Consider the following 21,829-nt stretch of genomic DNA (forward strand, 5'->3'; position numbering starts at 1 on the left):
AGCAATCAATAAGAAACTTCCCGAAAGCTCAAAGCTTTCGGGAAGTTATAACGCAGAATTATTCGTCTACCTCATAAATCACTTCATGGGCTTCCCAGAGGGCTGGAATCTCTAGTTTCTCCAACATACGACTAACGGCTGGTTCTGGTACAGGGTACTTCCTGTCCTCGTTTTGTTCGGCCCGCCGGGCGTTTGGGACTTCAACATACACCAGCTTAACCCAGGCTCCATAGGTCACGAATAAATCGATCAGTTGGGCGCGTAGGTTTTGGGTGATGTTGGTGGCATTCCAGACGAATGGTTGCTGGCTCCGCAAATATGTTCGTGCCTGCTCTTTGGCCATCTGAACAACCCGACCAGTACCCCTTCGATCCAACGGATCGATACCATACTGCCGTCGGATACCGTCCAGACTAACAACAGGCCAGTCTCGGTAATGCGACAAAATGTAAAAGTCTTTGCCTACGCCCGGTAAGCCGCTCATGACGGCAACGGTTGTTTTGGTTTCGTCGAATAACGGAAAGTCGGGCGAAAGATCGTCGCGTCGAAAATACTGAAACTGCGTCAGGTTAGAAGCAAACGGATACGTTTGCCCAAAGCAATCCTGCTCCCGGCAAAACTCTTCGAACAGATCAATACGATACAACAACTCATCCTGATCAGCACAGATACGGCCCAGTACATCCGCGCGGGCCAGCAGGCTAAGCCAGGCTGTATTAACTTCCAGGCTGGCCTGCAACAACGATTGACGCGGATTCTCTTTCTCGAAAATCCAAAGTGGCAAACCGTGATACCGGACCAGTTTGGCGACGGCTTCCCGCTGAGCAAACGGTGTTGGAATCCTGTCGTACAAGAGCAGGCGAGCGGTTCGTTCGCCTTTGCGGGCATGTCCTTTGGAGGTAATCCGGCCATCTTCTTCCTGTACCGTTGTCGAGCGTTTTTCAACATCATGCAACAAGGCTGCTGCCCAAAGAATCGCCTGCTCATCGGTGGGTAATGCCTGATAGCCCGGTAAAGATTCCAGCGCTTCCAGTACCATGCGCGTGTGTATAGCGACATCGCCTTCGGCATGATGGACAGGGTCTTGCGGAACGCCCACCATATCGCGAACGAAATCGAACTGGCGCAGCAAGTCGGGCCAGTTTTTACGATCGGTTAATTGCCAGTTCATACGTTCCTCCTTTCCCACGCCAAGGGTGCGCGTTTCCAGGTACGTGTCCAGTGTTCATCGGTCTGAACATGTCCCTTGCGAACATATTTGAATACGCGATGCGGAAACTCAGTGACCGAATAGGAACCCGCATCCCGCGACACGATGCCTTCCCTCGTGCAGAATTCGCCCGTATGCACATCCACAGAGCCAAACTGACTTGCCTGGCTGGCAAACAAGCGTACGTCTGCTTCGACATCATATGGTTGGAACGGCGTAATTGCTCTTCCCAGTTCAGGCACCGTTGGAAAATCGAGCAGCCGGGCGTAGAACTGCGTTTCTTCCCACGATAACCAGACATCGTGCTCCCGTACGGCAAAGACAAAAAAATGATCTTCCAGTCGTTCGTACTGAATGGAATGAATGGCAAACAGGTTCTCGCCAAAGATTTCCAGAGTGCCCAGATCATGCCGGATCAATTCCCAGCGTTGGCGTAGGGCACTGGTCCAGGGCGATGTGGTAGGTGCCGCATGCGAACGGGCAAAAACGCCATAACGACTCAGACAGTTATTTTCACCATCCAATTTTTCGGTATGAATAAGCTCGTTAATTGTGGTCAGGTCCGATGCGTAGTCATAATTAATACGGTCGTCGCTGGTAGTGCCGGGCGAAAACGGATAGTGGTACGTTCGCCCGTACTTGGTTGATAAAGCCATCGTTCAAAAATTTAGGTAATACAATAGACACAAGGCCTTCGGTGAGAAGGCTCTTTAGTAATTGGTGGTGTCGATTCGTATTACATGGCTTTTCAAACGAGCTTTGGCGCGTTTTTAGAGTTGCGCGGCACAAAAGTAAAAAAATGTAAGCATTCCGCTAAATTTCAACCAGATAGGTATAGTTTGTAACGCCAGTTCGTATTCAAAAATTTCTATTCCGATGTTAACCGATCATGACGCTCAGCGGGTGAGCAAATTTCTAAGTTTAGTGCTTCGTCATAAACCCGAATCCCTTGGTATAACCCTTGATGAGCAAGGCTGGACCGAGGTAGATACGCTACTCACAAAATTGCGAACGAAAGGCTATCGAATTGATCGGAATCAGCTAGAATATATCGTTGAAACAAACAATAAAAAACGATTTGCATTTAGCCCGGATGGCACTCAGATTCGAGCCAATCAAGGACATTCGGTGGACGTTGATTTAGGATATACAGAAAAGCAGCCACCGCGATTCCTATATCATGGTACAGCCACGCGATTTTTAGACGCGATTCGGGCTGAAGGGCTTAAGAAAATGAACCGTCACCACGTACACTTAAGTAGCGATGAACAGACGGCCTATGCTGTTGGTAGTCGTCACGGGAAGCCCGTTATTCTGACCATAAAAGCTGGTGAGATGGCAACTACCGGACACGCTTTTTACCAATCCGAAAATGGCGTTTGGCTGACAGATACTGTACCGGCTGATTATATTCTCTATAACTAAGTTAGTAACCTGATTTTAGGTTTACCTAGAAGCCATTCTACTAACTGATCTAGCCACTGGCTTGCTTGTTTTGCAAGGCCAGGACAGGTGGTTGCTTAGCCAGTAAATAGGGTATTGGTAAAAATCGGTTAAACAAAAATCCACGACAAACTATTCTTCGTACCTAGAGTTAGTTCTCTAGTAAATTAATCGATAAACTCAACAAATTCTACTGCGTTATGAGCTACATCAAAGCAGGTACGGATGCCTCGGGCAATGACGTTAAACTTTTCTATCAGGATTTAGGAGCTGGTACTCCCGTCGTACTTATCCATGGCTGGCCACTAAGCCACGAAATGTGGGATTATCAACTAGCCGAACTACCTGCCCATGGTATACGGGTTGTCACTTACGATCGTCGAGGCTTTGGTAAATCGTCGCAACCCTGGGATGGTTATGACTATGATACAATGGCCGATGATCTGAAAGCGGTGCTTGATGAGCTGGATCTTACCAATGTGACCCTGGTTGGCTTTTCGATGGGTGGTGGCGAAGTGGCTCGTTATATGAGTCGGCATGGTGGGGCACGAGTGGCCAAAGTAGCCTTTGTGAGCGCCGTAACCCCTTATTTGCTGAAAACAGACGATAACCCGGATGGGGTAGACCAAAGTGTGTTCAATGAAATTCTGGAAGGGCTACAGAAAGACCGGGCCGATTTCCTGCAAACTTTTGGCAAGCAATTTTATGGTGTTAATCTGATCAGCAAGCCCGTTAGTCAGGCGCATCTGGACGGTGATTTTGCCCGAGCTTATGTAGCCTCGCAGCGAGCAACAGTCGAATGTGCGAAGGCATTTGCCATGACCGATTTTCGGGACGATCTCGCTCAGATTCAGGTGCCCGCCCTGATTATTCATGGCGATTCGGATAAGACAGTGCCTATTGAAGCGTCGGGTGAGCGGACAGCTAATGCATTGCCAACAGCCCAATACATTGTATATGATGGAGCCCCACACGGGTTGTTCATGACCGAGAAGGATCGGTTGAACGAGGATCTAATATCCTTTATTCTGGAAGGAGTTTCGGTGCGGCAGCCAGTTGGAACCACAACCGTCTACTAAGCGGAAAAGATACTCAGTACGGATTCATTAAATTGGGTGCATACCATAGGTTATGCACCCAATTCTTTTTTAATCGTTTCGACAAACGAAGAAGAAACATCCGTTAGTCGAGCAATTTCAGCTACCGAAAAACTGGTTTGACTGAGCAGATTCAAAATAACGAGTCGTTTTCCCTGTTCAAGTCCCTTCTTTTCTCCTTGCTCAATTCCCTGCTTTTTACCTTGTTCAATTCCCTGCTTTTTACCCTCTTCCAATCCTGCTTTTTTGCCACTTTCAAGACCGAGGGTAAAGCCTAGACGTTGGCCCTTCTGGAAGAATGGATCTTCCTGCTCTTTAAAATACTGTGTTAGCTTTTCCATGACTAGCTCTAAATTGGGTTGTAATTTACGGAGTTGGACTAATACCCGCAATTGGCTCATGTACCGCTCAAACGCTAATGAACTGGTTGTGGTTTCATAAATTCGATTGACCATTTGCTCCAGAACAATCTGGGGTGATTGCCTGTCAAAATCAGCTAATAACGCAAATAGAATCTCTTCGGGTTTGTCTGAATGTAGAAATACCTGGTAAGAGTACTGCTGGAACGACAACAAACGATACCGGAAAATGGAATCGCCTGTATTGAGTTCAGTTACCATTTTAGGGCGTTTATCACCCATATACAACACGTATTGCCGAACCGAGAGCCGGTAAGTACGGGCCAGCATAACACAATAGTCGCCCATTCGGTAGATCATATCCGGGTCATCAGCAACCTGGAATTCCAGATGAAGTATGAATGTATTGCCGTCACGGTCAAGAATGCGCTTTAGGGCATCAGGCTTTCGTTCTTTGGTATGTTGTAAATCGTCAGGTAGTTCTACCGATTCTACAGGATGGATGTGCAGCAGTCGTTCAATCAGGGCCGGAATAGCCGCTTCTAAATTCTCCTTGACAATTTTGTCGCACTGACTAATGGATGGCAGTTTGTAGCGAGACTTCATAGACTCGCAAAGTGGCAAAAAATATATAGTGTTTACTAATTATAAATCCCGGTACGTTTTTACGTATGATGAGGGCGTTTGACCGGTAATGAATTTGAACTGGCGGTTGAAGTTTGAGAGTGTTCGAAACCCACTTTCGAAGCTGATTTGTGTGATGTTCAACTTGCCTATCATCAATAACTTACAGGCATGGCCAATTCGGACCTCGGATACAAATTCAGAGAAGGTTTTGTTGGCTCGCGCTTTAAAGTAACGACAAAAGGCTGGAGGTGTCATACCGGCCAGATCTGATACAGTATCCAAGCTGATTTCGTCCGGAAAATGATCCAGTACATAATCATGGACCAGTTGCATTCGGTCGGTTTCTGAGGGTTTTACCGTATTTGTATAGCCCGAACTTGTCAGAAACCGATGGTCGGTCGCCTGCGACAATCGATTGAGCAACGTGAGCAAACTTAATATACGCTCAAAACCTACTGGTTGAGTGGCTAAATTTCGAAGTGCCGTTTCAGCGTAAGCACGGGTTGGTCCTGTCCATTCCAACCCCTGTCGGGCATGATTAAGTAACTGACGCAGCAGATTCATCTCCTGTTTTTTGAGAAAATCAATTCCCAGAAAATCGTCGGCGAAATAAACAACAATTCCTTTCGTAATAAGATCGGGCTGCTTACTAAAATAAGCCTGATCGCTTCGCCAGAGGTGGGGTAAGTTAGGGCCAAGAAAAACCAGATCACCAGGGCCAAACGGCTTTATCGAATCGCCTATGAATCGCGTCCCCGTTCCCTCTTCGACCAGAAACAATTGATAGTGTGGATGGAAGTGCCAGTTCGGGTCGAAATGAGATTCCACCAATTCTTTAACGATGAATGAGGCTGCAACGGGTTCCAGATCTTTACGCAGAGGCTGTTTCATTCCATTGTTCCTTTTTTAACACAAATGTTGCCCTTTTTTTCTAATTTATGTAAAAATAGAGTCAGAATTGGCTAATAAAAGCGGAGATAGTCACTTCGTTACTGAATAGTTTTGTGTAAATTTTTGAGACTAAATATGAATAAGCTAGGAATGAACCTGTTCGTCTGGACGATGACGATGGACGAAGATTTGTCGGATACATTATCATTCCTGAAAGCAAGCGGTTTCGATTTCGTTGAAATACCCATTAACGATGTCAAGCTGGATAAATGGCAGCAGTTAGGAAAGCAGCTTGCCGAACTGGGTTTAAGTGTTCAGGCTTGTACACTCTGTAGCTCAGAATACAGTCTCATCAGTCCTAATGATGCTGTCCGGCAGGCGGGGGTTGCATACCTAAAGCAAATTGTCGATTGTGCCGCTGCTGCAGGAGCTACCATTTTAATGGGACCGTTTTATGCAGGCTTTAAAACATTTACAGGTAAACCCGCCACCATTGACGAGTGGAACTGGTCGGTAACGGGTATGCGTGAAGTGGCCGAGTATGCACAGACGAAAGGCGTGATGCTGGCGATGGAATACCTGAATCGCTTCGAGACGTACCTCCTTACTTGTGCTGATGAACTGGTTCGGTATGTTGAGGCTGTCGACCATCCGAATTGTAAGGCGGCCTTCGATACGTTCCATGCCAATATGGAGGAGAAAAACATGGCTGAAGCCTTACGTAAATGTGCTCCCTATCTGGTCCATATCCAGATTTCGGAAAACGACCGTTCTACACCAGGGCAGGGACATATTAATTTCGATGACGTTTTTAGTGTGCTGGACGAAGTGGGTTACAACGGGCCAATTGCGATCGAAGCCTTTGGGCCAAACCCACCAGAACTCGCAGCCGCCACGCATATTTTCCGTCCCATGTTCGACTCGCCCGAGCAATTGGCCGTCGATGGACTGGCGTTTATAAAAACAAAGAGCGAAAGAGTGAATGAGCGAAAGAGCGAAGCTATCGCATCTTGACCTATCCTATTCGCTCTTTCACTCTTTCATTCTTTCGCTCTTTACTTATGTTAAACATCGCCATTGTGGGCCTTGGATTTGGGGCCGAATTTATTCCAATTTATCAGCGGCATCCGAATGCCAACATGTATGCGATCTGCCAGCGGAACGTCGAGAGTCTGAACAAGATTGGCGACGCCTATGGTATCGAGAAACGGTATAGTAGTTACGATGAGTTGCTGGCTGATCCGGCTGTTGATGCTGTGCATATCAACTCGCCCATTCCGAATCATGCCGAGCAAAGCCTGAAAGCGTTGCGCGCTGGTAAGCACGTTGCCTGCACAGTGCCGATGGCTACCAGCGTGGAGGATTGTATGGAGATTGTGAAGGCTACCAAAGAATCGGGCAAGAAGTATATGATGATGGAAACGGTGGTGTATAGTCGCGAGTTTCTGTTCGTCAAGGAGTTGTACGAAAAGGGTGAGTTGGGTAAAGTGCAGTTTTTGAAAGCCAGTCACCAACAGGATATGGACGGCTGGCCTGATTATTGGCCTGGCTTACCACCGATGCACTACGCTACGCACTGCGTGGGACCTGTAGCCGGTTTGCTCAAACTCGAAGCTGAGTATGTATCCTGCTTTGGATCGGGCACCATTCGGGAAGAACTGGCCAAAATTCACAATTCGCCCTTTGCCGTTGAATCGGCGCATATTAAATTTAAGGACAGCGATTTATCAGCTTATGTCTATCGCTCACTGTTCGATGTAGCGCGGCAGTACCGGGAAAGCTTTGAAGTGTACGGCGATAAAAAGTCGTTTGAATGGCAGTTGATCGAGGAAGAGCTACCGGTGATTCATACCGCTAAAAAACCGGAGCCGGAAATTCCTGAGAAAGTAACGGTTCCTGATTACGCACACTACCTGCCTGAGCCTATCCAGCGGTTTACGACCAAAGGGGTGTATGACGCCGATGAGCAACAGCACCTGTCGTTTACGCAGGGGGGCGGGCATGGAGGGTCGCATCCGCATATGGTGCATGAGTTTATATCGGCCATCATTGAAGACCGCGACCCATTCCCCAACGCGGCTCAGTCGGCTAACTGGACAAGCGTGGGAATTTTGGCGCACGAGTCGGCGCTACAGGGTGGCAAGCTCATTCAATTGCCTGATTTTAACTAAATGAGAAATGGATAATGAATACTGTAGAATGGAAAATGTGGGAGAAATCCTTCTATTATTCATTCTACAGTATTCATTATCCATTTCTCATTACCTTTTCCTTTGGTTAACATGAAAAAACTACTCATCGCCGTTGGAGTTATAGTCGCTCTTGCCCAGTGCGCCCGCCAATCGGCTTCCCAAACCTCTGTCCGACAAACTGGCGGAGCATCAGGTAAAGAACAGCCTCGTCGGACCGAAATCCTGTTTTTGGGCGACAATGGCCACCATCGACCCATCGAACGCGTTCCGCAACTGATGGCAGCTCTCGGCGATAAGGGAATCAACATTACCTATACCGATAAGCTGGAAGACCTGAATGCCGATAACCTGAACAAGTACGATGGTCTGCTGATCTATGCCAACTGGGATAGTATCCCTAAGCCGCAGGAGCAGGCATTATTGGCTTATGTATCGTCGGGGCATGGGCTCATTCCGGTTCACTGTGCATCCTATTGTTTCCGCAATTCGCCGGAGTACGTCGATAAAGTAGTTGGCGGACAGTTCTGGCGGCATCGGATGGATACCATCCAAACTCGTTTTACGCAGCCGAATAATGCCATTGTAGCCGGTTTGCCGTCGTTTAAAGCCTACGACGAAACCTACCTGCACAGCCATTTACAGGCCGATAATAATGTGCTGGCTGTACGGGAAATCAAAGCCGATCAGACAAAAGACCGTCCCGACCAGAAAGAAGAACCCTACACCTGGACGCGTCAGTACGGCAAAGGCCGGGTATTTTACACCGCTTATGGACACGACGAGCGTACGTGGAGCCAGCCCGGGTTTCAACAATTACTGGAACGGGGGATTCTTTGGGCTGTAGGCGACAAGGTAAAGAAACTGCACGACGATCTGAAACCGCAGGCGTTTGCCTATCACGAAGCGAACCTGCCGAACTACGAAAAACGAGCTGGAGCGCAATTGCAGCAGGAGCCCCTCTCGCCCGAAGAGTCGATGAAACATATTCAGGTCCCGGTCGATTTTACGCTCGAACTATTCGCCCACGAGCCCAACGTGATGCACCCCATTGCGATGGCCTGGGATGAGCGCGGCCGGTTATTTGCGCTCATCACTAAGGATTATCCGAACGAGCGTAAGCCCGAAGGTGGTTCCGATTATATTGTGATCTGCGAGGATACCGACAAGGATGGAAAGGCCGATAAGTTTACCAATTTTGCCGAAGGACTTAGCATCCCGACCGGGATGGTGTTTGCCAATGGTGGGCTGTATGTGTCGCAGGCACCACACATGCTGTTTTTACAGGATACTGATGGCGACAATAAGGCCGATGTGAAAAAAATCCTCTTTACGGGCTTTGGTACGTTCGATACCCATGCCGGACCCAGCAACCTGCATTATGGGTTCGATAACTGGATTTGGGGAAGCGTTGGCTACTCGGGCTTTAAAGGTAAAGTCGGGGCCGATAGTGTCAAGTTTAGCCAGGGATTTTTCCGGTTCAAACCCGATGGCTCGAAACTCGAATATGTAACCGCTACCTCCAACAATACCTGGGGCTTGGGCTTTACCGAAACCGGCGATATTTTCGGATCGACAGCCAATAATTCGCACGGTTGGTACATGGCGATTCCGAATAATTATTTCCACGGAGCCCCGCACCTGCGCGAAAATGGTAGCCGCAGTACCGATACCCATAAAGATATGAAACCCATTACCCCTAAAGTAAGACAGGTGGATGTATTTGGTGGGTTTACGGCAGCCGCCGGGCATAATTTCTATACTGCCCGTGCTTTTCCGCAACAGTATTGGAATAAAGTGGCTTTCGTGTCCGAGCCAACCGGCCATATTCTGCACCAGAATGTGATGAAAAAGTCGGGCACCGACTACGAAGATGTTGACGGATTCAATCTGATGGCGGGTGCCGATGAGTGGTTTGCACCGGTCTTTGCCGAGGTAGGTCCCGATGGAGCAGTTTGGGTCGTTGATTGGTACAGCTTCATTATTCAGCACAATCCGACGCCCAAAGGTGCTACAAACGGTTCGGGTAATGCCTATGAGACCCCGCTCCGGGATTTTACCCATGGTCGGATATACCGGGTTGGCTATAAAAATGCACCGGCCTATACACCAATGGCCTTGAGCAAAGACCGCCCGGATGAACTGATTGCTGCGCTGAAAAATACGAACATGTTCTGGCGGATGACGGCCCAGCGGCTGTTGATCGAGCGAGCAAACAAAGACGTTGTGCCGAAACTCGTTGCCCTGGTAAACGATCAGTCATTGGACGAAATTGGTAATAACCCTGCCGCCATTCATGCCTTGTGGACGTTACAGGGATTAGGTGCCGCCAGTCAGCCCGACGTGATGCAGGCTATGACCGGTGCGCTTAAGCATCCCGCTTCGGCCGTACGTAAAACCGCTGTTCAGGTAATGCCCGCTTCTAATGCAGCACAGGCCATTCTGCGGAACAATCTGCTACAGGACCAAGAGCCGCTGGTTGTGCTAAATTCATTATTAGCACTGTCGCAGGTGCCCGCGTCTTCTGAAGTAGATAATGCCATTCTGACTCGTCTGGCGAAAGCGACCGAAGCAAATGACCGTTGGTTGCCCGATGCATTTGCCTGTGCGCTGACGGCAAACGATGGCCGTCTGCTGAAAACCTATCTGGCTCAATTAGCGACTTCGGAGGCAGGACATAGCCAGCAGACGCACGATATGAGTCATCACGACCACGGAACCGCTTCCAGCCAGCCTGCTACGATTACAGCCTCGGCCACTGATAAGCCCGATCTGGTGATTAAGGCCATTCGTACCACACCCGAATCACCTTCGGTTCGCGAACGGGCTTTGTTGTTTGTGGATGTGATGAATGCGGGCGGAGTAGCCGTTCCAGAGGGAACGCCGATTCCGTTATCAGTTCGGATCGAGGGCCCCAAAGGGTCTGTTGATGGCCCTAAAATTGATTTTGTCAGCGTTACACATAACACGGGTATTAAACCAGGTGAAACCGTAACCATCAGTAAGTCGAACAATGGCCCCTGGGTGGGTGATATGGCCGTTCAATTTGAGCGGGCAGGGCAGTATGCGATCACAGCTATGCTTGATCGGGAAAATAAAATTGCCGAAAGCAATGAGCAGAATAATAATACGACGACTACCCTGACCTACCGCGCTCCGCAGAGCCTGAGCGCCTATGCACTTGAACGGGCCATACGAAGCTATGCGTCAGTGGCCCCTATCGATGAGGTAGTTGCTGTACTAAAACAGACGCAAAAACTGGATGCTACCCAAAAAGAGGCCATTGTAAAAGGCGTGGCCGAAGGCTGGAACCCGCGCCAAAAAGCCACGGTTCAGGAAGCGGATAAATCCTTCCTGGCGAGTCTGAATAATTCGGTGTCGGCCGATAATAGCAGCCGCCTGAATCGCCTATACGAGCTGTGGGGAATCACTAAAGCCGAGCCTGTTGACCCGAATGTAGAAGTCGTACGAATCAAAACGGTGCGCGAAGAGATGCGGTATGATAAGAAGGAGTTTACGGTCACAGCGGGTAAACAAGTCGAAATCGTTCTGGAAAACCCCGACGCCATGCAGCATAATCTGGTGATTGGCAAGCCTAAAAGTATGGAGATCATTGGAGCGGCAGCCGACAAACTCATTACGGCAAAAGATGGGGCTGAAAGGAACTATGTGCCCTCAATCCCGCAGGTCATTGTGGCTACCCCGTTGGTGAATCCTGACCAGACATACCGTCTGAAGTTTACGGCACCGGCCACTCCCGGAGACTATCCGTTTGTGTGCACATTCCCTGGCCACTGGCGTATAATGAACGGAGTCATGAAAGTGACGAAAGCTGAACAGGCTGTGAATGCCAAATAAAGTGTTTCAGGTTTCAAGTTGACTGATCAATGCACCTTGTGTCGACTAGCTTGAAACCTGAAACGATTAATTTCTTGCCTTTTTTGAACTTGTTATCTGCCCTTGCTCTGTCGAGGGCAGAATTGCTTTTGGGGGGATTTGAATCATGAACTCGCTTCCCTGACCTACCGCGCTCTTTACCCAAATTGTCCAATTGTGTGCCTGAACGATTCGTTGCACATAGCTCAATCCTAAGCCAAATCCTTTCACGCTGGGTTGATTGCGGTCATGAACCCGAAAAAATGGTTGGAAAATCTGGGCAACCAGCTTTGGTGGAATACCTACCCCCTTATCCCGAACAGTAATCGTCAGGCCGTCGGTATCTGCTTTGGTATGTAAGGTAATAACCGGTTCGTCGGCACTATACTTAATGGCATTGTCGAGCAGGTTATACAATACGTTCGTCAGGTGCAACCGATCGGCCAGTATGTACGTGTCTGTAGCGATTAACTGTAGGGTTAAGTAATTGCCATGTCGCTCCGCAATGGAACGAAGCAGGTGCTGTATATGAACTGGTTCAGGATTTAAGACTAACGTATTTCGATCGGCCCGGGCCAATGTAAGCATTGTTTCGACCTGATGTTGCAGCCGCTCGGTTTCTTCACGAATAATCCGAACATATTTATCTGTTCGCTCGGGATGATTTCGGGCGATAGGTGAGTCTAGAATATCGACCGCCATTCGAATCGCTGAAATGGGCGTTTGAAATTCATGGACAATAGAATGCAAAACCTCTGTTTGAGTAGGCGGCTGCTGCCGTCGCCGTAAAAACCACCAGATCAGCCCCCCAATTAATCCCTGCACTATCAGAACCAGAATAAATAGGCTCGCTCCCTGTAAGGCTGAGTTCATAGTTTGCGGGTTTTCATGGGCTAATAACCAACTTCCACCGACAAGTCCGACTGTTACAAGGGCCAATAGAATGGCAAGCGTTACAAGCAGAAAAGAAGTTGGACGTGGCAGCATACTGCTGAATTCCTTTTATGGGTTAGACAAAGGCAAAATCCAATAATGAATTTACCTTAAATGGACGAAGCAGTTACGTAAATGTCACACCAAAATATCCTAAAAAGCAATATTTTTTAACAAAAAAGCCCGTTTAATACGGGCTTTTCATGAAATGGTATAGAACAGCGAGCTTATTGAGCGTTATCGGCTACTGGTTCGGTAGTGGCTGGTGTGCTGGTCTCAGGCGCTTTGGCACGAGTTGTTCGTGGGCTTTTGGCAGGTGTTGTCGTTTTGGCAGCGGCTGGTTTAGCGGCTGGACGTGTTGGTTTAGAACCAGCAGATGCAGTTGTTTTGGCTACGGCGTCAACGGCTTTGGTGGCGGTTTGTTCAGCCTTTGCCTCGGCTTTTACCAGTTTCTTTTTAGCTTTTGACGTTTCTTTCTTGGTCTTTTTAACTGGTTTAGCCGCTTTTTTCTCCGCCTTATGCATCAATTTAGAAAGCTTTTTGGCCAGTTTCTCCGCCGATTTCTCGATGGATTTTTTCATTTTCTTGGTGGCTTCACCGGCTTCGCTGAGTTTATTTTCAATCGTGCTTACGATCTCGGAAGCCAGCGACTTCTGCTTGGTTTTCAGGGTCTTGTTTGCCATATGACTTGGTAGGAAAAATTTACAAATAAATACGGAATTATCTGGACAGTCAAAAATCCAATGTTAAGTTTTCACCGGCTTTTTTGCAGGAAATCCCAGCAGATAATACCCGCTGTGACGGCAATATTGAGCGAATGTTTTGTGCCATATTGTGGAACTTCCAACACGACATCGGCCAGTTGGACCACTTCATCCCGAACGCCCGTTACCTCATTACCCAACACAAAAGCGTACGGTTTGTTTGAGTCTGGTGCAAAATCATTCAACAGCTTGCTTCCTTCCGCCTGTTCGACGGCAACAATCACCCATCCATCCGTTCGTAACTGCTGGAGAAGCCTGATAATATCGGGTATATATTCCCAGGCTACGGATTCAGTAGCACCCAAAGCTGTTTTGGTAATATCGCGGTGAGGGGGCTGGCCCGTAATGCCACATAGATAGAGCTTGTTAGCCCGAAAGGCATCGGCCGTTCGGAAAACTGAACCCACATTGTTGAGACTACGTATATCGTCCAAAACGAGACAGTATGGGAATTTTTCGGCTTGCTTAAAATCATCGACCGACAGGCGATTCAATTCTTCAAGCGAGAGTTTGCGAGGAGGCATAAAGCAGATTTTAAATAAACTGGAAGCCGCAAAATTAAACGCTACGCAGGCATTTGTTTATCAACTGTATACCGTAAATGTCACCAGATTTTTGTAGATTTGTTTAATACAATCCAGCAAAAATCAGTGAAAACCGCCACCGCAGCAAAGCCACAAACGAAGAAAAACGAAACCCCTCTTAACCGCCAATACAACCAGATTAAGGCCAAATACCCCGGCGCGCTGCTGCTCTTTCGGGTCGGTGATTTTTACGAAACCTTCGGCGAAGATGCCGTGAAAACCAGTAAGATTCTGGGTATTACGCTCACTAAACGTAACAACGGCGGTTCTAACGAAGAACTGGCGGGTTTTCCGCATCATTCGCTGGATACGCATCTTCCCAAGCTCGTCCGGGCGGGCGAACGCGTAGCCATCTGCGATCAATTGGAAGACCCCGCCCTCGCCAAAGGGATTGTTCGGCGTGGCGTTACGGAACTGGTAACACCAGGTGTTTCATTCAACGACAATGTGCTCGATACCCGGCGAAACAATTACCTGGCTGCTGTTCACTTCGGCAAAGTTGACGATCAGTTTGGCGTGTCGTTTCTGGATATTTCTACGGGTGAGTTTTTGGCTTCACAGGGCAATGCGGCTTATGTCGATAAACTATTACAAAGTTTTAATCCGTCGGAGGTGCTGTATTGCAAGCGCAACCGGCAGGAGTTTGGCGCTTTGTTTGGCGATAAGTTTCACACGTTTACGCTCGAAGACTGGGCCTTTACCTACGACTTTGGCTACAACTTTCTGAAACAGCATTTTCAGACCACTTCACTAAAAGGTTTTGGTATCGAGGGTTTGCCCGATGGTATCATTGCGGCTGGGGTAATCCTGCATTATCTGAACGAAACGGAGCATAAAGATCTTCAGCACATTACCCGAGTGACGCGGCTCGAAGAGGACCGCTACGTATGGCTCGACCGATTCACCATTCGTAACCTTGAACTGACGGCAGCCCAGCAAGAGGGGGGCGTTCCGCTCATCCAAATTCTCGATCAGACCGTTACGCCTATGGGCGCACGACTACTCCGTAAGTGGCTGAGTCTGCCCCTGAAAGAAAAAGCCTTGATCGATGAGCGGCTCAGCATGGTTGAGCTGCTGGTGAATGAACTCGACCTGACCGACACACTGGTGAATCATCTACGACAGATTGGCGATCTGGAACGGCTGGTCTCAAAAGTGGCCGTTCGGCGGATTAATCCGCGAGAATTACTCCAACTGAAACGGTCACTGCAGCATGTGTTGCCGATCAAGGAAATGCTCATTACGGCCTTAAGTCAGACGGAATCACCTTCGCTGAAAAAATATGCTGATCAGCTAAATCCCGTGTCGTTTCTGCTGGATCGAATCGAGGCTGAACTTCGCGAAGACCCGCCGACGCTTTCCAACCAGGGAGGTATGATTAAATCTGGTATAAACGCCGACCTGGATGAACTGACGGCGATAGCCTATTCGGGGAAAGATTACTTATTACAGTTACAGGAACGCGAGGTAGAACGAACGGGCATCAGCTCGCTCAAGGTAGCTTACAACAAAGTATTTGGCTATTACCTCGAAGTAACGCACGCTCATAAGAACCGGGTGCCCGAAGACTGGATTCGAAAACAGACGTTGGTGAATGCGGAACGCTATATAACGCCCGAACTAAAGGAATACGAAGACAAAATACTGAACGCTGAGGAGCAGATTTTCCAGATCGAGGCCCGGATGTTCAATGAGATGGTGATAGCGGCAGGTGAGTATGTTGGGGCTATTCAGCAGAATGCCCGTGTACTGTCGGTACTGGATGTCCTGTCGTCGTTTGCCCGGATTGCGGTAAAGAACAAATACGTTCGTCCGCAGATCAACGAAAGTAAGGTGTTGACTATCAAAGATGGTCGGCACCCAGTCGTAGAGCAGCAACTGCCCCCCGGCGAACCGTACATTCCGAACGACATTTATCTGGACGACGAAACCCAGCAGATCATAATTATTACCGGACCAAATATGGCCGGTAAATCAGCCTTATTAAGACAAACAGCTCTGATCGTGCTCATGGCCCAGTCGGGAAGTTTTGTACCAGCTTCATTGGCTGAAATCGGTATTATCGATAAGATTTTTACGCGGGTAGGTGCCAGCGACAACCTGTCGAGGGGAGAAAGTACGTTCATGGTCGAAATGACCGAAACGGCCAGCATTCTGAATAATCTCAGCGAACGGAGCCTGGTGTTGATGGATGAAATCGGGCGGGGTACGAGCACCTACGATGGCGTATCGATAGCCTGGGCAATAACCGAATACCTGCACAATAAAACGGATTGTCGACCCAAGACGTTGTTTGCCACGCATTACCATGAACTGAACGATCTGGCTACCGATAACCCCCGGATCAAAAACTTCAATGTGGCGGTGAAGGAAATGGGCAATAAGGTAATTTTCCTGCGTAAACTGAAAGAAGGCGGATCAGAGCATAGCTTTGGTATTCACGTGGCGCAAATGGCCGGTATGCCCGCGCAAGTGGTGAATCGGGCCAGCGAGATTTTAAAACAATTGGAATCGTCACACGGCCGGGAAACAAACCGCGAAAAGATTCGGGAAGCCGTACCCCAGGAGCGTGAACTGGCCCTTCGCATCATCGAATCGGGCGATCCCAAGTCCGAAGCTATCAAAGAGAAACTCCGAACGATTGACGTCAATCGGCTTACCCCAATTGAAGCACTATTAAAGCTGAATGAGCTGCTGAAATTGGTAGAGTGATGGAAGAAGAATCATTGAAATTTGACCGAAATGGCTACCTACAACCTTATGATATTGTTTCAGTAAGCTGGTCGGTATTTGCGCAGTTATTTGGAAAAGGAGATCATCGAGAGCAGTTGTTGGTTGATTATGAGCATTTTTTAAATGCGTTGCATAGTATTTTACATGTTAGCCATCGGCAATGGATTGACGGAAGCTTTATTAGTTGGCAAGAAAAGCCAGGAGATATTGATGTGATCGTTTTTGTGCCTAATTCCGAGTTTAATAAAATTGTCGACCAGTTAAAGCAGCTAAAAAAAGAATGGATCGGTCGGATAGATTGTTATTTTGTGGAAGTGTTTCCGGTTAATCACCCAAAATTTGAGATTAGCCGGGCCGACGAGTTAGATTGGTATCATTTTCTAAGAACCGATCGAAGGAAACGACCCAAGGGAATTATTGAACTGCAATTCGACTATGGAAATCAATGATGAGCTGGAAATACAGTTGTTTCATACGCTTGAACACATCAAGCGTATGAATGATGCTATTCGTCGGCACCAGAGAGCCGAAGAGGCTAATACATTTATGATTGAGCAGTTCCAGGAAATTAAGCAACGACTTAATACCGAACTACAGGATTTATTGTCGAAAGTGACAGAAACTCCCTGGCAGATAGCCGCTTAAATTGTCGGCCTCATTGTAGACTTAAAAAAGAGGTATCAATACCAAAAATCATAGTAATAAATGGTATGCAGATCTAGAAACATTATATGTATCCGATATAGTACGATTTGTATACTTATTACGCATCAACTTAATAAAGTAAACAACAATAAAAATGGATTTAAGCGTATTAAATGCGCCACTGACGGTGCAGGAAATTGAGTGGCGTGTACAGAGCCAGACTAAAGACGGCCAGAAAATAGTGGTCGTACCGTATATCACCAACCGTTGTGTTATGCAGCGTTTTGATGAACAGTTTGGCTGGGCGAGCTGGCAGAACGAAATTAAGGAAATCGAAGGTGGTTTTCTGTGTACGATAACGGTTGTGTTACCCGGTGGCGAAATCGTTCGAAAAACAGACGGAGCCAGCCGGACAGCCGTTGAGCCGGTAAAAGGTGGTATCAGCGACGCCATGAAACGTTGCGCGGTTCAGTTTGGACTCGGCCGATCGCTGTATGATTTTCCTAAGGTGCTGATTCAAACTACGGATAAATATATTCCGGATTGGGCTGGCCCTCTATTGGATAAAATGGTTGACAAGATTAATGCCGGTGGTACGGTTCGCGATGTGGTGGTGCTGAAACCCGAACACGCCAAGCCCGCTCCCAGAGCCGCTTAAACAAGTTATGTATAGTGAGCCTTCCGATGAACTAATGCCATCGGAAGGCGTTAATGTTCTTTCCAATCTTAGTTCCTTCGGTTAAGCCTACCTCGTTATCGTAGCGGGTATGTATGCCGCCCATCAATCGTGATTCGGCACATTCCTGGGCAGCGTCCCAAAAGGACTTATAATGCCGCGATTGGAACTTGAGCCTGTGGGTCGTGAACGAAGGCACAAATTCTTCCGCATCTTCAACTTTGCTTGGTAGGGGATTTTGGACGAGGTACTCCATATCGAGCCGATTTGTGTGTGTATAATCGGTAAATGAGAAGCCATTGCCATACAGATTAGTTAGTACAGTGGCAGTGGCCGCCGATTGTACGGCATGGCCTGAATAAAAGGACGGGAAAGGCGGCTCCAGGAAAAAAGGAAGCCATCGTTGCCATGGTTGAGTACCGGAAATTATTGTCTGGATAAATGAAGATGGTCGCTCAACCATATACGTAAATTTAGTTTTCCAGCAACAAACGAACGCATCGGCAACGGCCATACCAACACGGGCATAGGTTTCAGCGGCTTTTACCAGACTAGCGTGGCTATCCCGGATCGCAATAGTTGCCAGATTATACGAATGGCCAGGAGGGGAGCAGGTTTCGGTGGGATCATCGCCCCACCACATAACCGTAGCCCGATCGGTCTCTGTCAGTCTTTGCTTGCGATCATATACTTCTTTGTAGTAGTGGTAATAAGCGCTGGCTGTATCAGTCGAATACGTTAATGGCTTAGGTAGCGGTAAATGACTATTACGCAGAGAGAAGGTACGGTTCTGACCCCAGGTCGGATGCATAGGAATCTTAATATTTGACTGACCAATAACTGGCGGAACCCACATTCCATTTCCTTGCGGACGAACGTAGTCGGTTGGGAAGTTGCGCTGGTAGCCTTCATGCCCGCCATCGGTTTTTGACCATTCGTAAATCCTGGCTGCTACTGCCCGGCCGTATTGTTCAGAACGTTCCACGACATCCGGACTATACTTGACTGCATATTGCTGGTGTATCGTTTGTTCGAGCGAATCGATACGCTGCATTTTTTTAGTATACCCATACAAGGCTTTGAGCATGTAGGCCTGACCAGCACTCAGGGCTAATTCCCAGCAATAGACCTTTTTAAGGTTGGGTGTAGGCAGCGCTAGTGTATCGGATAAACTTCGAATGATGGAGCGGTGCTTAGTTGACGAGTAAACAACGGTTTCATACATGGTTAAGCCCAGATAGCCGATGGCTCGAGACCCATAGGTAGGGGTGTTTTTAGGGGCTTTTGTCATGATCTGTACCGTCATATCAGCCCAAGTTGTTGCAACAGGGTCAACCGTTATGTTGGAGCGTATGGATTGTGCCTGAGCTGAATTGCCATAACTCCAGAGTGTGGAACTTAGAAGTAAACTAAACCCTGCTATATGCTTTATCATTGCTTGCTATTGTTTCACCGATGGAAACTATTTAACAAAAAGTTTGCCAACCAGAAACCAGAAAGATGGTATGCATATAGACAGGGTCGTTTAAGGGCTGAACTTACTTTCCGCTACCCACACTGGCCGGAGCGCCCATGCCTTGTGAGAGTGCCAATAGCTTATCGCTCAGTGTTTGGATTGCCCTTTTATAACGCGCTTCCAAGTCAGGCAAATTAGTGGTAGATTTTAACGAGGCTTCGTAGAGTAGACCTGGTAGCATCCAGGAGGCATAACCACTGTACGGATCGGAGGATGCGTATAGCGACTTATACCAGCCTCCGAACGCGTTGCCTTTCGGATCGATGAACGACCGTTCCAGCAGCCGTAGCTCTTTATTCAACTCTACCAATTTGTCAGTACGACCTGATTTCAAATAGGTTTGGCGAGCGGTTTCGCAGGCATCTGCGTTCTTCTTTAGGTCAGCGACAGAATTTAGTAAGGAAGCGATTGAATACTTCGGCGCATACGACTGAATCGCTTTCTCGGCCGCTTTCAAATGGACTTCCAAATCAGCCGGATACCGGGCCAGATCGTAGGGGACCAGGTCGGCGTTGGCAAGGCGAAGGGTCATCGTACCGACAACCTGTTCCATCATCGGACCCATTTTATAAGTCGGATCGGCAAATTTGTTGTAGAAATAGAGGTCGTCATATTGCGAGTGGTAAAGTGTTGGGCCTTCCGTACCTGCACTAAGGGCCGGAATCCCAATGTGCATGTAGGGGGCAATGTGGTCGGAGCCACCACCAAGATTGCCGATCGTCGGCTCTCCTGCCAGTGTAGCTGGTGCCGAAGAGCCCGTTACACGAGTAGGATTGCCAGCCGCCGTATGGCTTAGCCAATGTTGATAAACGGTTTTGTTCGAATCAGGGTATTGTACCGACTGGGTGGCTTCGATAATTAGTTTCTTCATGGAAGGCGACGCACTGGCGCCAAATCGTCGGCCCGAAACAGCCGCATCGTAGTTCATGTAAGCAACGGCTTTCTGGGTCAATTCATCCCGAAATTGCTCGCTCCATTCGGCTGAACCGATCACACCCGGCTCTTCAGCATCCCAGTGACAGACCTTGATCGTGCGTCGTGGCCGTTGCCCTGCCTTCGCCAGTTTTCCAAGAGATTCGGTCATACTGAGTAGCATTGCCGTACCTGAATTTGGGTCTGTTGCCCCATACGACCAGGCATCGTAATGACAACCCGCAATAATCCATTCGTCGGGAAATTCGGCCCCGGTGAGCGTTCCAACGACCTGATAAATCCGCTGGATAGTTTTTTCCTGTTTGACCATCAACCGAACTTTCAGATCACTACCCCCTTCGAGCCGGTACGTATAGGGTAAACCACCCTGCCAGCCTGCCGGAACTGGCTGAATTCCCGTCATGCGTTTCAGAATTTCGGTGGCCGAGCCATAGGGGAGGGGCGTAACGGGAATTTTGTGGAAAGCTACATCCTTTTGATCGAGCCGTTTGGGGGTGTTTTTAGCATCCATCGGTAGGGATGGTTCGCCGGGGGTTAGCGGATCGCCAGTATAGGGTGTGGTGAGTAATGAACCGCGCTGAATCACACTTTCGCTGTAATAAGGACCTTCGGGGAACGTCAGCCCACGCATGTAGCCCGAATCGGCAGGGTCGGTAAAAATAATGACGCCCACAGCCCCCGCAGCCTGCGCCCATTGTGCCTTGTAGCCTCGGAAATTTCCGCCGTAGCGGGCCAGTACGATCTTACCGGCTACTGAAATGCCCATGGCTTTCAATTGCTCAAAATCTTCCTTCCGACCATAGTTAGCGTACACAACTTCGGCTGTCACATCGCCTGAGCCCGACCAGGCATTATAACCGGGCGTCAGGCGTGGGTCAGTACTGTACTTGTCTTCTTTGAAGAGAAACTCACGGATATTCAGCGGCTGGCGAATCGGTTCGACCAGTTCAACGGCAATATCGCCAGGGCCTTTGGGGAGTAGTACATCGTGGGGGTAGATATCGACCTGCCAGCCTGCTTTGCGCATCGTTTCGGCAATGTAGTCGCGCACTTGCTCGTTTTCCTTTGTACCCGTAATGTGGGGAACACTACTTAGTTTTTCGAGGTGAGTCTTAAACGCAGCCGAGGACTGCTTGGTCTTAAAATCGGATTCGAGCTTAATTTGAGCCGCTTGCCGGGCAGGAACAAAGCCTGATAAGTTCTGCGCCTGCGTTGTAACAACGCCCAGCAGCAGCGTAAAAGCATAGCTGGTTGTTTTGAGTAGTTGTAAATGTCTCATAATAATCAGGTCGGTGATTCTCAAATATCGACATTTACTATGGCAAGATTGCAAAATGGCCGATGGATATTTGG

Annotated in this window: 18 protein-coding genes; 9 read left to right on the forward strand and 9 right to left on the reverse strand. The window is 48.3% G+C overall.

What is annotated here, in order from left to right; translation table 11 throughout:
• Positions 1-58: 58 nt before the first annotated feature.
• A complete protein-coding gene (locus tag ACYVFD_RS09010; protein WP_461089572.1) occupies positions 59-1,171 on the reverse strand; it encodes an AAA family ATPase in 1,113 nt (370 codons plus the stop codon).
• Positions 1,168-1,866 (reverse strand): RNA ligase family protein, encoded by a 699-nt coding sequence (locus ACYVFD_RS09015; protein ID WP_461089573.1) that lies wholly within the window; start codon positions 1,864-1,866, stop codon positions 1,168-1,170. The genes ACYVFD_RS09010 and ACYVFD_RS09015 overlap by 4 nt, the downstream gene beginning before the upstream one ends.
• A 220-nt stretch (positions 1,867-2,086) precedes the next feature.
• Here ACYVFD_RS09015 and ACYVFD_RS09020 point away from each other — a divergent pair, with 220 nt between their 5' ends.
• On the forward strand, positions 2,087-2,635 hold the full coding sequence (locus tag ACYVFD_RS09020) for an RNA 2'-phosphotransferase (protein ID WP_461089574.1): 549 nt from the start codon (positions 2,087-2,089) through the stop codon (positions 2,633-2,635).
• A 218-nt stretch (positions 2,636-2,853) separates the two neighbouring features.
• Entirely contained in the window at positions 2,854-3,732 is an 879-nt protein-coding gene (locus ACYVFD_RS09025) for an alpha/beta fold hydrolase (RefSeq protein WP_461089575.1), read from the forward strand.
• Between the two features lie 50 nt (positions 3,733-3,782).
• Here the strand turns inward: ACYVFD_RS09025 and ACYVFD_RS09030 are convergent, their stop codons facing one another.
• Both ACYVFD_RS09030 and ACYVFD_RS09035 read right to left on the reverse strand, forming a co-directional pair.
• Entirely contained in the window at positions 3,783-4,715 is a 933-nt protein-coding gene (locus ACYVFD_RS09030; protein ID WP_461089576.1) for an RpnC/YadD family protein, read from the reverse strand.
• 39 nt (positions 4,716-4,754) lie between these two features.
• A complete protein-coding gene (locus tag ACYVFD_RS09035) occupies positions 4,755-5,627 on the reverse strand; it encodes an AraC family transcriptional regulator (protein WP_461089577.1) in 873 nt (290 codons plus the stop codon).
• Between the two features lie 135 nt (positions 5,628-5,762).
• On the opposite strand from ACYVFD_RS09035, the gene ACYVFD_RS09040 reads away from it, so the two are divergent.
• From ACYVFD_RS09040 to ACYVFD_RS09050, 3 genes are all read left to right on the forward strand, one after another.
• Positions 5,763-6,641, forward strand: a complete 879-nt coding sequence (locus ACYVFD_RS09040; protein WP_461089578.1) for a sugar phosphate isomerase/epimerase family protein — start codon at positions 5,763-5,765, stop codon at positions 6,639-6,641.
• Positions 6,642-6,688: 47 nt separating this feature from the next.
• Positions 6,689-7,798: a Gfo/Idh/MocA family protein gene (locus ACYVFD_RS09045; RefSeq protein WP_461089579.1), complete on the forward strand. Its 1,110-nt coding sequence runs from the start codon at positions 6,689-6,691 to the stop codon at positions 7,796-7,798.
• A gap of 111 nt (positions 7,799-7,909) precedes the next feature.
• On the forward strand, positions 7,910-11,674 hold the full coding sequence (locus ACYVFD_RS09050; protein WP_461089580.1) for a PVC-type heme-binding CxxCH protein: 3,765 nt from the start codon (positions 7,910-7,912) through the stop codon (positions 11,672-11,674).
• 66 nt (positions 11,675-11,740) lie between these two features.
• On the opposite strand, the gene ACYVFD_RS09055 is transcribed toward ACYVFD_RS09050, so the two are convergent.
• From ACYVFD_RS09055 to ACYVFD_RS09065, 3 genes are all read right to left on the reverse strand, one after another.
• Positions 11,741-12,565: a sensor histidine kinase gene (locus tag ACYVFD_RS09055; RefSeq protein WP_461089582.1), complete on the reverse strand. Its 825-nt coding sequence runs from the start codon at positions 12,563-12,565 to the stop codon at positions 11,741-11,743.
• A 287-nt stretch (positions 12,566-12,852) separates the two neighbouring features.
• Positions 12,853-13,308 carry a hypothetical protein gene (locus ACYVFD_RS09060; RefSeq protein ID WP_461089583.1) on the reverse strand — a complete coding sequence of 152 codons (456 nt, stop codon included), beginning with the start codon at positions 13,306-13,308 and terminating at the stop codon, positions 12,853-12,855.
• 71 nt (positions 13,309-13,379) lie between these two features.
• Positions 13,380-13,913, reverse strand: a complete 534-nt coding sequence (locus tag ACYVFD_RS09065) for an RNA methyltransferase (RefSeq protein ID WP_461089584.1) — start codon at positions 13,911-13,913, stop codon at positions 13,380-13,382.
• Positions 13,914-14,039: 126 nt separating this feature from the next.
• On the opposite strand from ACYVFD_RS09065, the gene mutS reads away from it, so the two are divergent.
• The 4 genes from mutS (at position 14,040) to ACYVFD_RS09085 (ending at position 18,009) form a co-directional block, all read left to right on the forward strand.
• Positions 14,040-16,685 (forward strand): DNA mismatch repair protein MutS, encoded by a 2,646-nt coding sequence (gene mutS / locus ACYVFD_RS09070; protein WP_461089585.1) that lies wholly within the window; start codon positions 14,040-14,042, stop codon positions 16,683-16,685.
• Positions 16,685-17,155 (forward strand): DUF6932 family protein, encoded by a 471-nt coding sequence (locus ACYVFD_RS09075; RefSeq protein WP_461089586.1) that lies wholly within the window; start codon positions 16,685-16,687, stop codon positions 17,153-17,155. The genes mutS and ACYVFD_RS09075 overlap by 1 nt, the downstream gene beginning before the upstream one ends.
• On the forward strand, positions 17,142-17,351 hold the full coding sequence (locus ACYVFD_RS09080; protein ID WP_461089587.1) for a hypothetical protein: 210 nt from the start codon (positions 17,142-17,144) through the stop codon (positions 17,349-17,351). Before ACYVFD_RS09075 ends, ACYVFD_RS09080 begins: the two co-directional genes overlap by 14 nt.
• 154 nt (positions 17,352-17,505) lie before the next feature.
• Positions 17,506-18,009 (forward strand): Rad52/Rad22 family DNA repair protein, encoded by a 504-nt coding sequence (locus tag ACYVFD_RS09085; RefSeq protein ID WP_461089588.1) that lies wholly within the window; start codon positions 17,506-17,508, stop codon positions 18,007-18,009.
• Positions 18,010-18,040: 31 nt separating this feature from the next.
• Here ACYVFD_RS09085 and ACYVFD_RS09090 read toward each other — a convergent pair whose 3' ends face one another.
• On the reverse strand, positions 18,041-19,462 hold the full coding sequence (locus ACYVFD_RS09090) for a vanadium-dependent haloperoxidase (RefSeq protein WP_461089589.1): 1,422 nt from the start codon (positions 19,460-19,462) through the stop codon (positions 18,041-18,043).
• 103 nt (positions 19,463-19,565) lie between these two features.
• Entirely contained in the window at positions 19,566-21,755 is a 2,190-nt protein-coding gene (locus ACYVFD_RS09095; RefSeq protein WP_461089590.1) for a M28 family peptidase, read from the reverse strand.
• Positions 21,756-21,829: the final 74 nt, after the last annotated feature.

The sequence above is a fragment of the Spirosoma gilvum genome, assembly GCF_054776815.1.

Excerpts from the sequence above, each read along its gene's own strand:
- ACYVFD_RS09010 (WP_461089572.1), bottom strand. The coding sequence starts at position 1,171 with ATGAACTGGCAATTAACCGATCGTAAAAACTGGCCCGACTTGCTGCGC.
- ACYVFD_RS09015 (WP_461089573.1), bottom strand. The coding sequence starts at position 1,866 with ATGGCTTTATCAACCAAGTACGGGCGAACGTACCACTATCCGTTTTCG.
- ACYVFD_RS09020 (WP_461089574.1), top strand. The coding sequence starts at position 2,087 with ATGTTAACCGATCATGACGCTCAGCGGGTGAGCAAATTTCTAAGTTTA.
- ACYVFD_RS09025 (WP_461089575.1), top strand. The coding sequence starts at position 2,854 with ATGAGCTACATCAAAGCAGGTACGGATGCCTCGGGCAATGACGTTAAA.
- ACYVFD_RS09030 (WP_461089576.1), bottom strand. The coding sequence starts at position 4,715 with ATGAAGTCTCGCTACAAACTGCCATCCATTAGTCAGTGCGACAAAATT.
- ACYVFD_RS09035 (WP_461089577.1), bottom strand. The coding sequence starts at position 5,627 with ATGAAACAGCCTCTGCGTAAAGATCTGGAACCCGTTGCAGCCTCATTC.
- ACYVFD_RS09040 (WP_461089578.1), top strand. The coding sequence starts at position 5,763 with ATGAATAAGCTAGGAATGAACCTGTTCGTCTGGACGATGACGATGGAC.
- ACYVFD_RS09045 (WP_461089579.1), top strand. The coding sequence starts at position 6,689 with ATGTTAAACATCGCCATTGTGGGCCTTGGATTTGGGGCCGAATTTATT.
- ACYVFD_RS09050 (WP_461089580.1), top strand. The coding sequence starts at position 7,910 with ATGAAAAAACTACTCATCGCCGTTGGAGTTATAGTCGCTCTTGCCCAG.
- ACYVFD_RS09055 (WP_461089582.1), bottom strand. The coding sequence starts at position 12,565 with ATGAACTCAGCCTTACAGGGAGCGAGCCTATTTATTCTGGTTCTGATA.
- ACYVFD_RS09060 (WP_461089583.1), bottom strand. The coding sequence starts at position 13,308 with ATGGCAAACAAGACCCTGAAAACCAAGCAGAAGTCGCTGGCTTCCGAG.
- ACYVFD_RS09065 (WP_461089584.1), bottom strand. The coding sequence starts at position 13,913 with ATGCCTCCTCGCAAACTCTCGCTTGAAGAATTGAATCGCCTGTCGGTC.
- ACYVFD_RS09075 (WP_461089586.1), top strand. The coding sequence starts at position 16,685 with ATGGAAGAAGAATCATTGAAATTTGACCGAAATGGCTACCTACAACCT.
- ACYVFD_RS09080 (WP_461089587.1), top strand. The coding sequence starts at position 17,142 with ATGGAAATCAATGATGAGCTGGAAATACAGTTGTTTCATACGCTTGAA.
- ACYVFD_RS09085 (WP_461089588.1), top strand. The coding sequence starts at position 17,506 with ATGGATTTAAGCGTATTAAATGCGCCACTGACGGTGCAGGAAATTGAG.
- ACYVFD_RS09090 (WP_461089589.1), bottom strand. The coding sequence starts at position 19,462 with ATGATAAAGCATATAGCAGGGTTTAGTTTACTTCTAAGTTCCACACTC.
- ACYVFD_RS09095 (WP_461089590.1), bottom strand. The coding sequence starts at position 21,755 with ATGAGACATTTACAACTACTCAAAACAACCAGCTATGCTTTTACGCTG.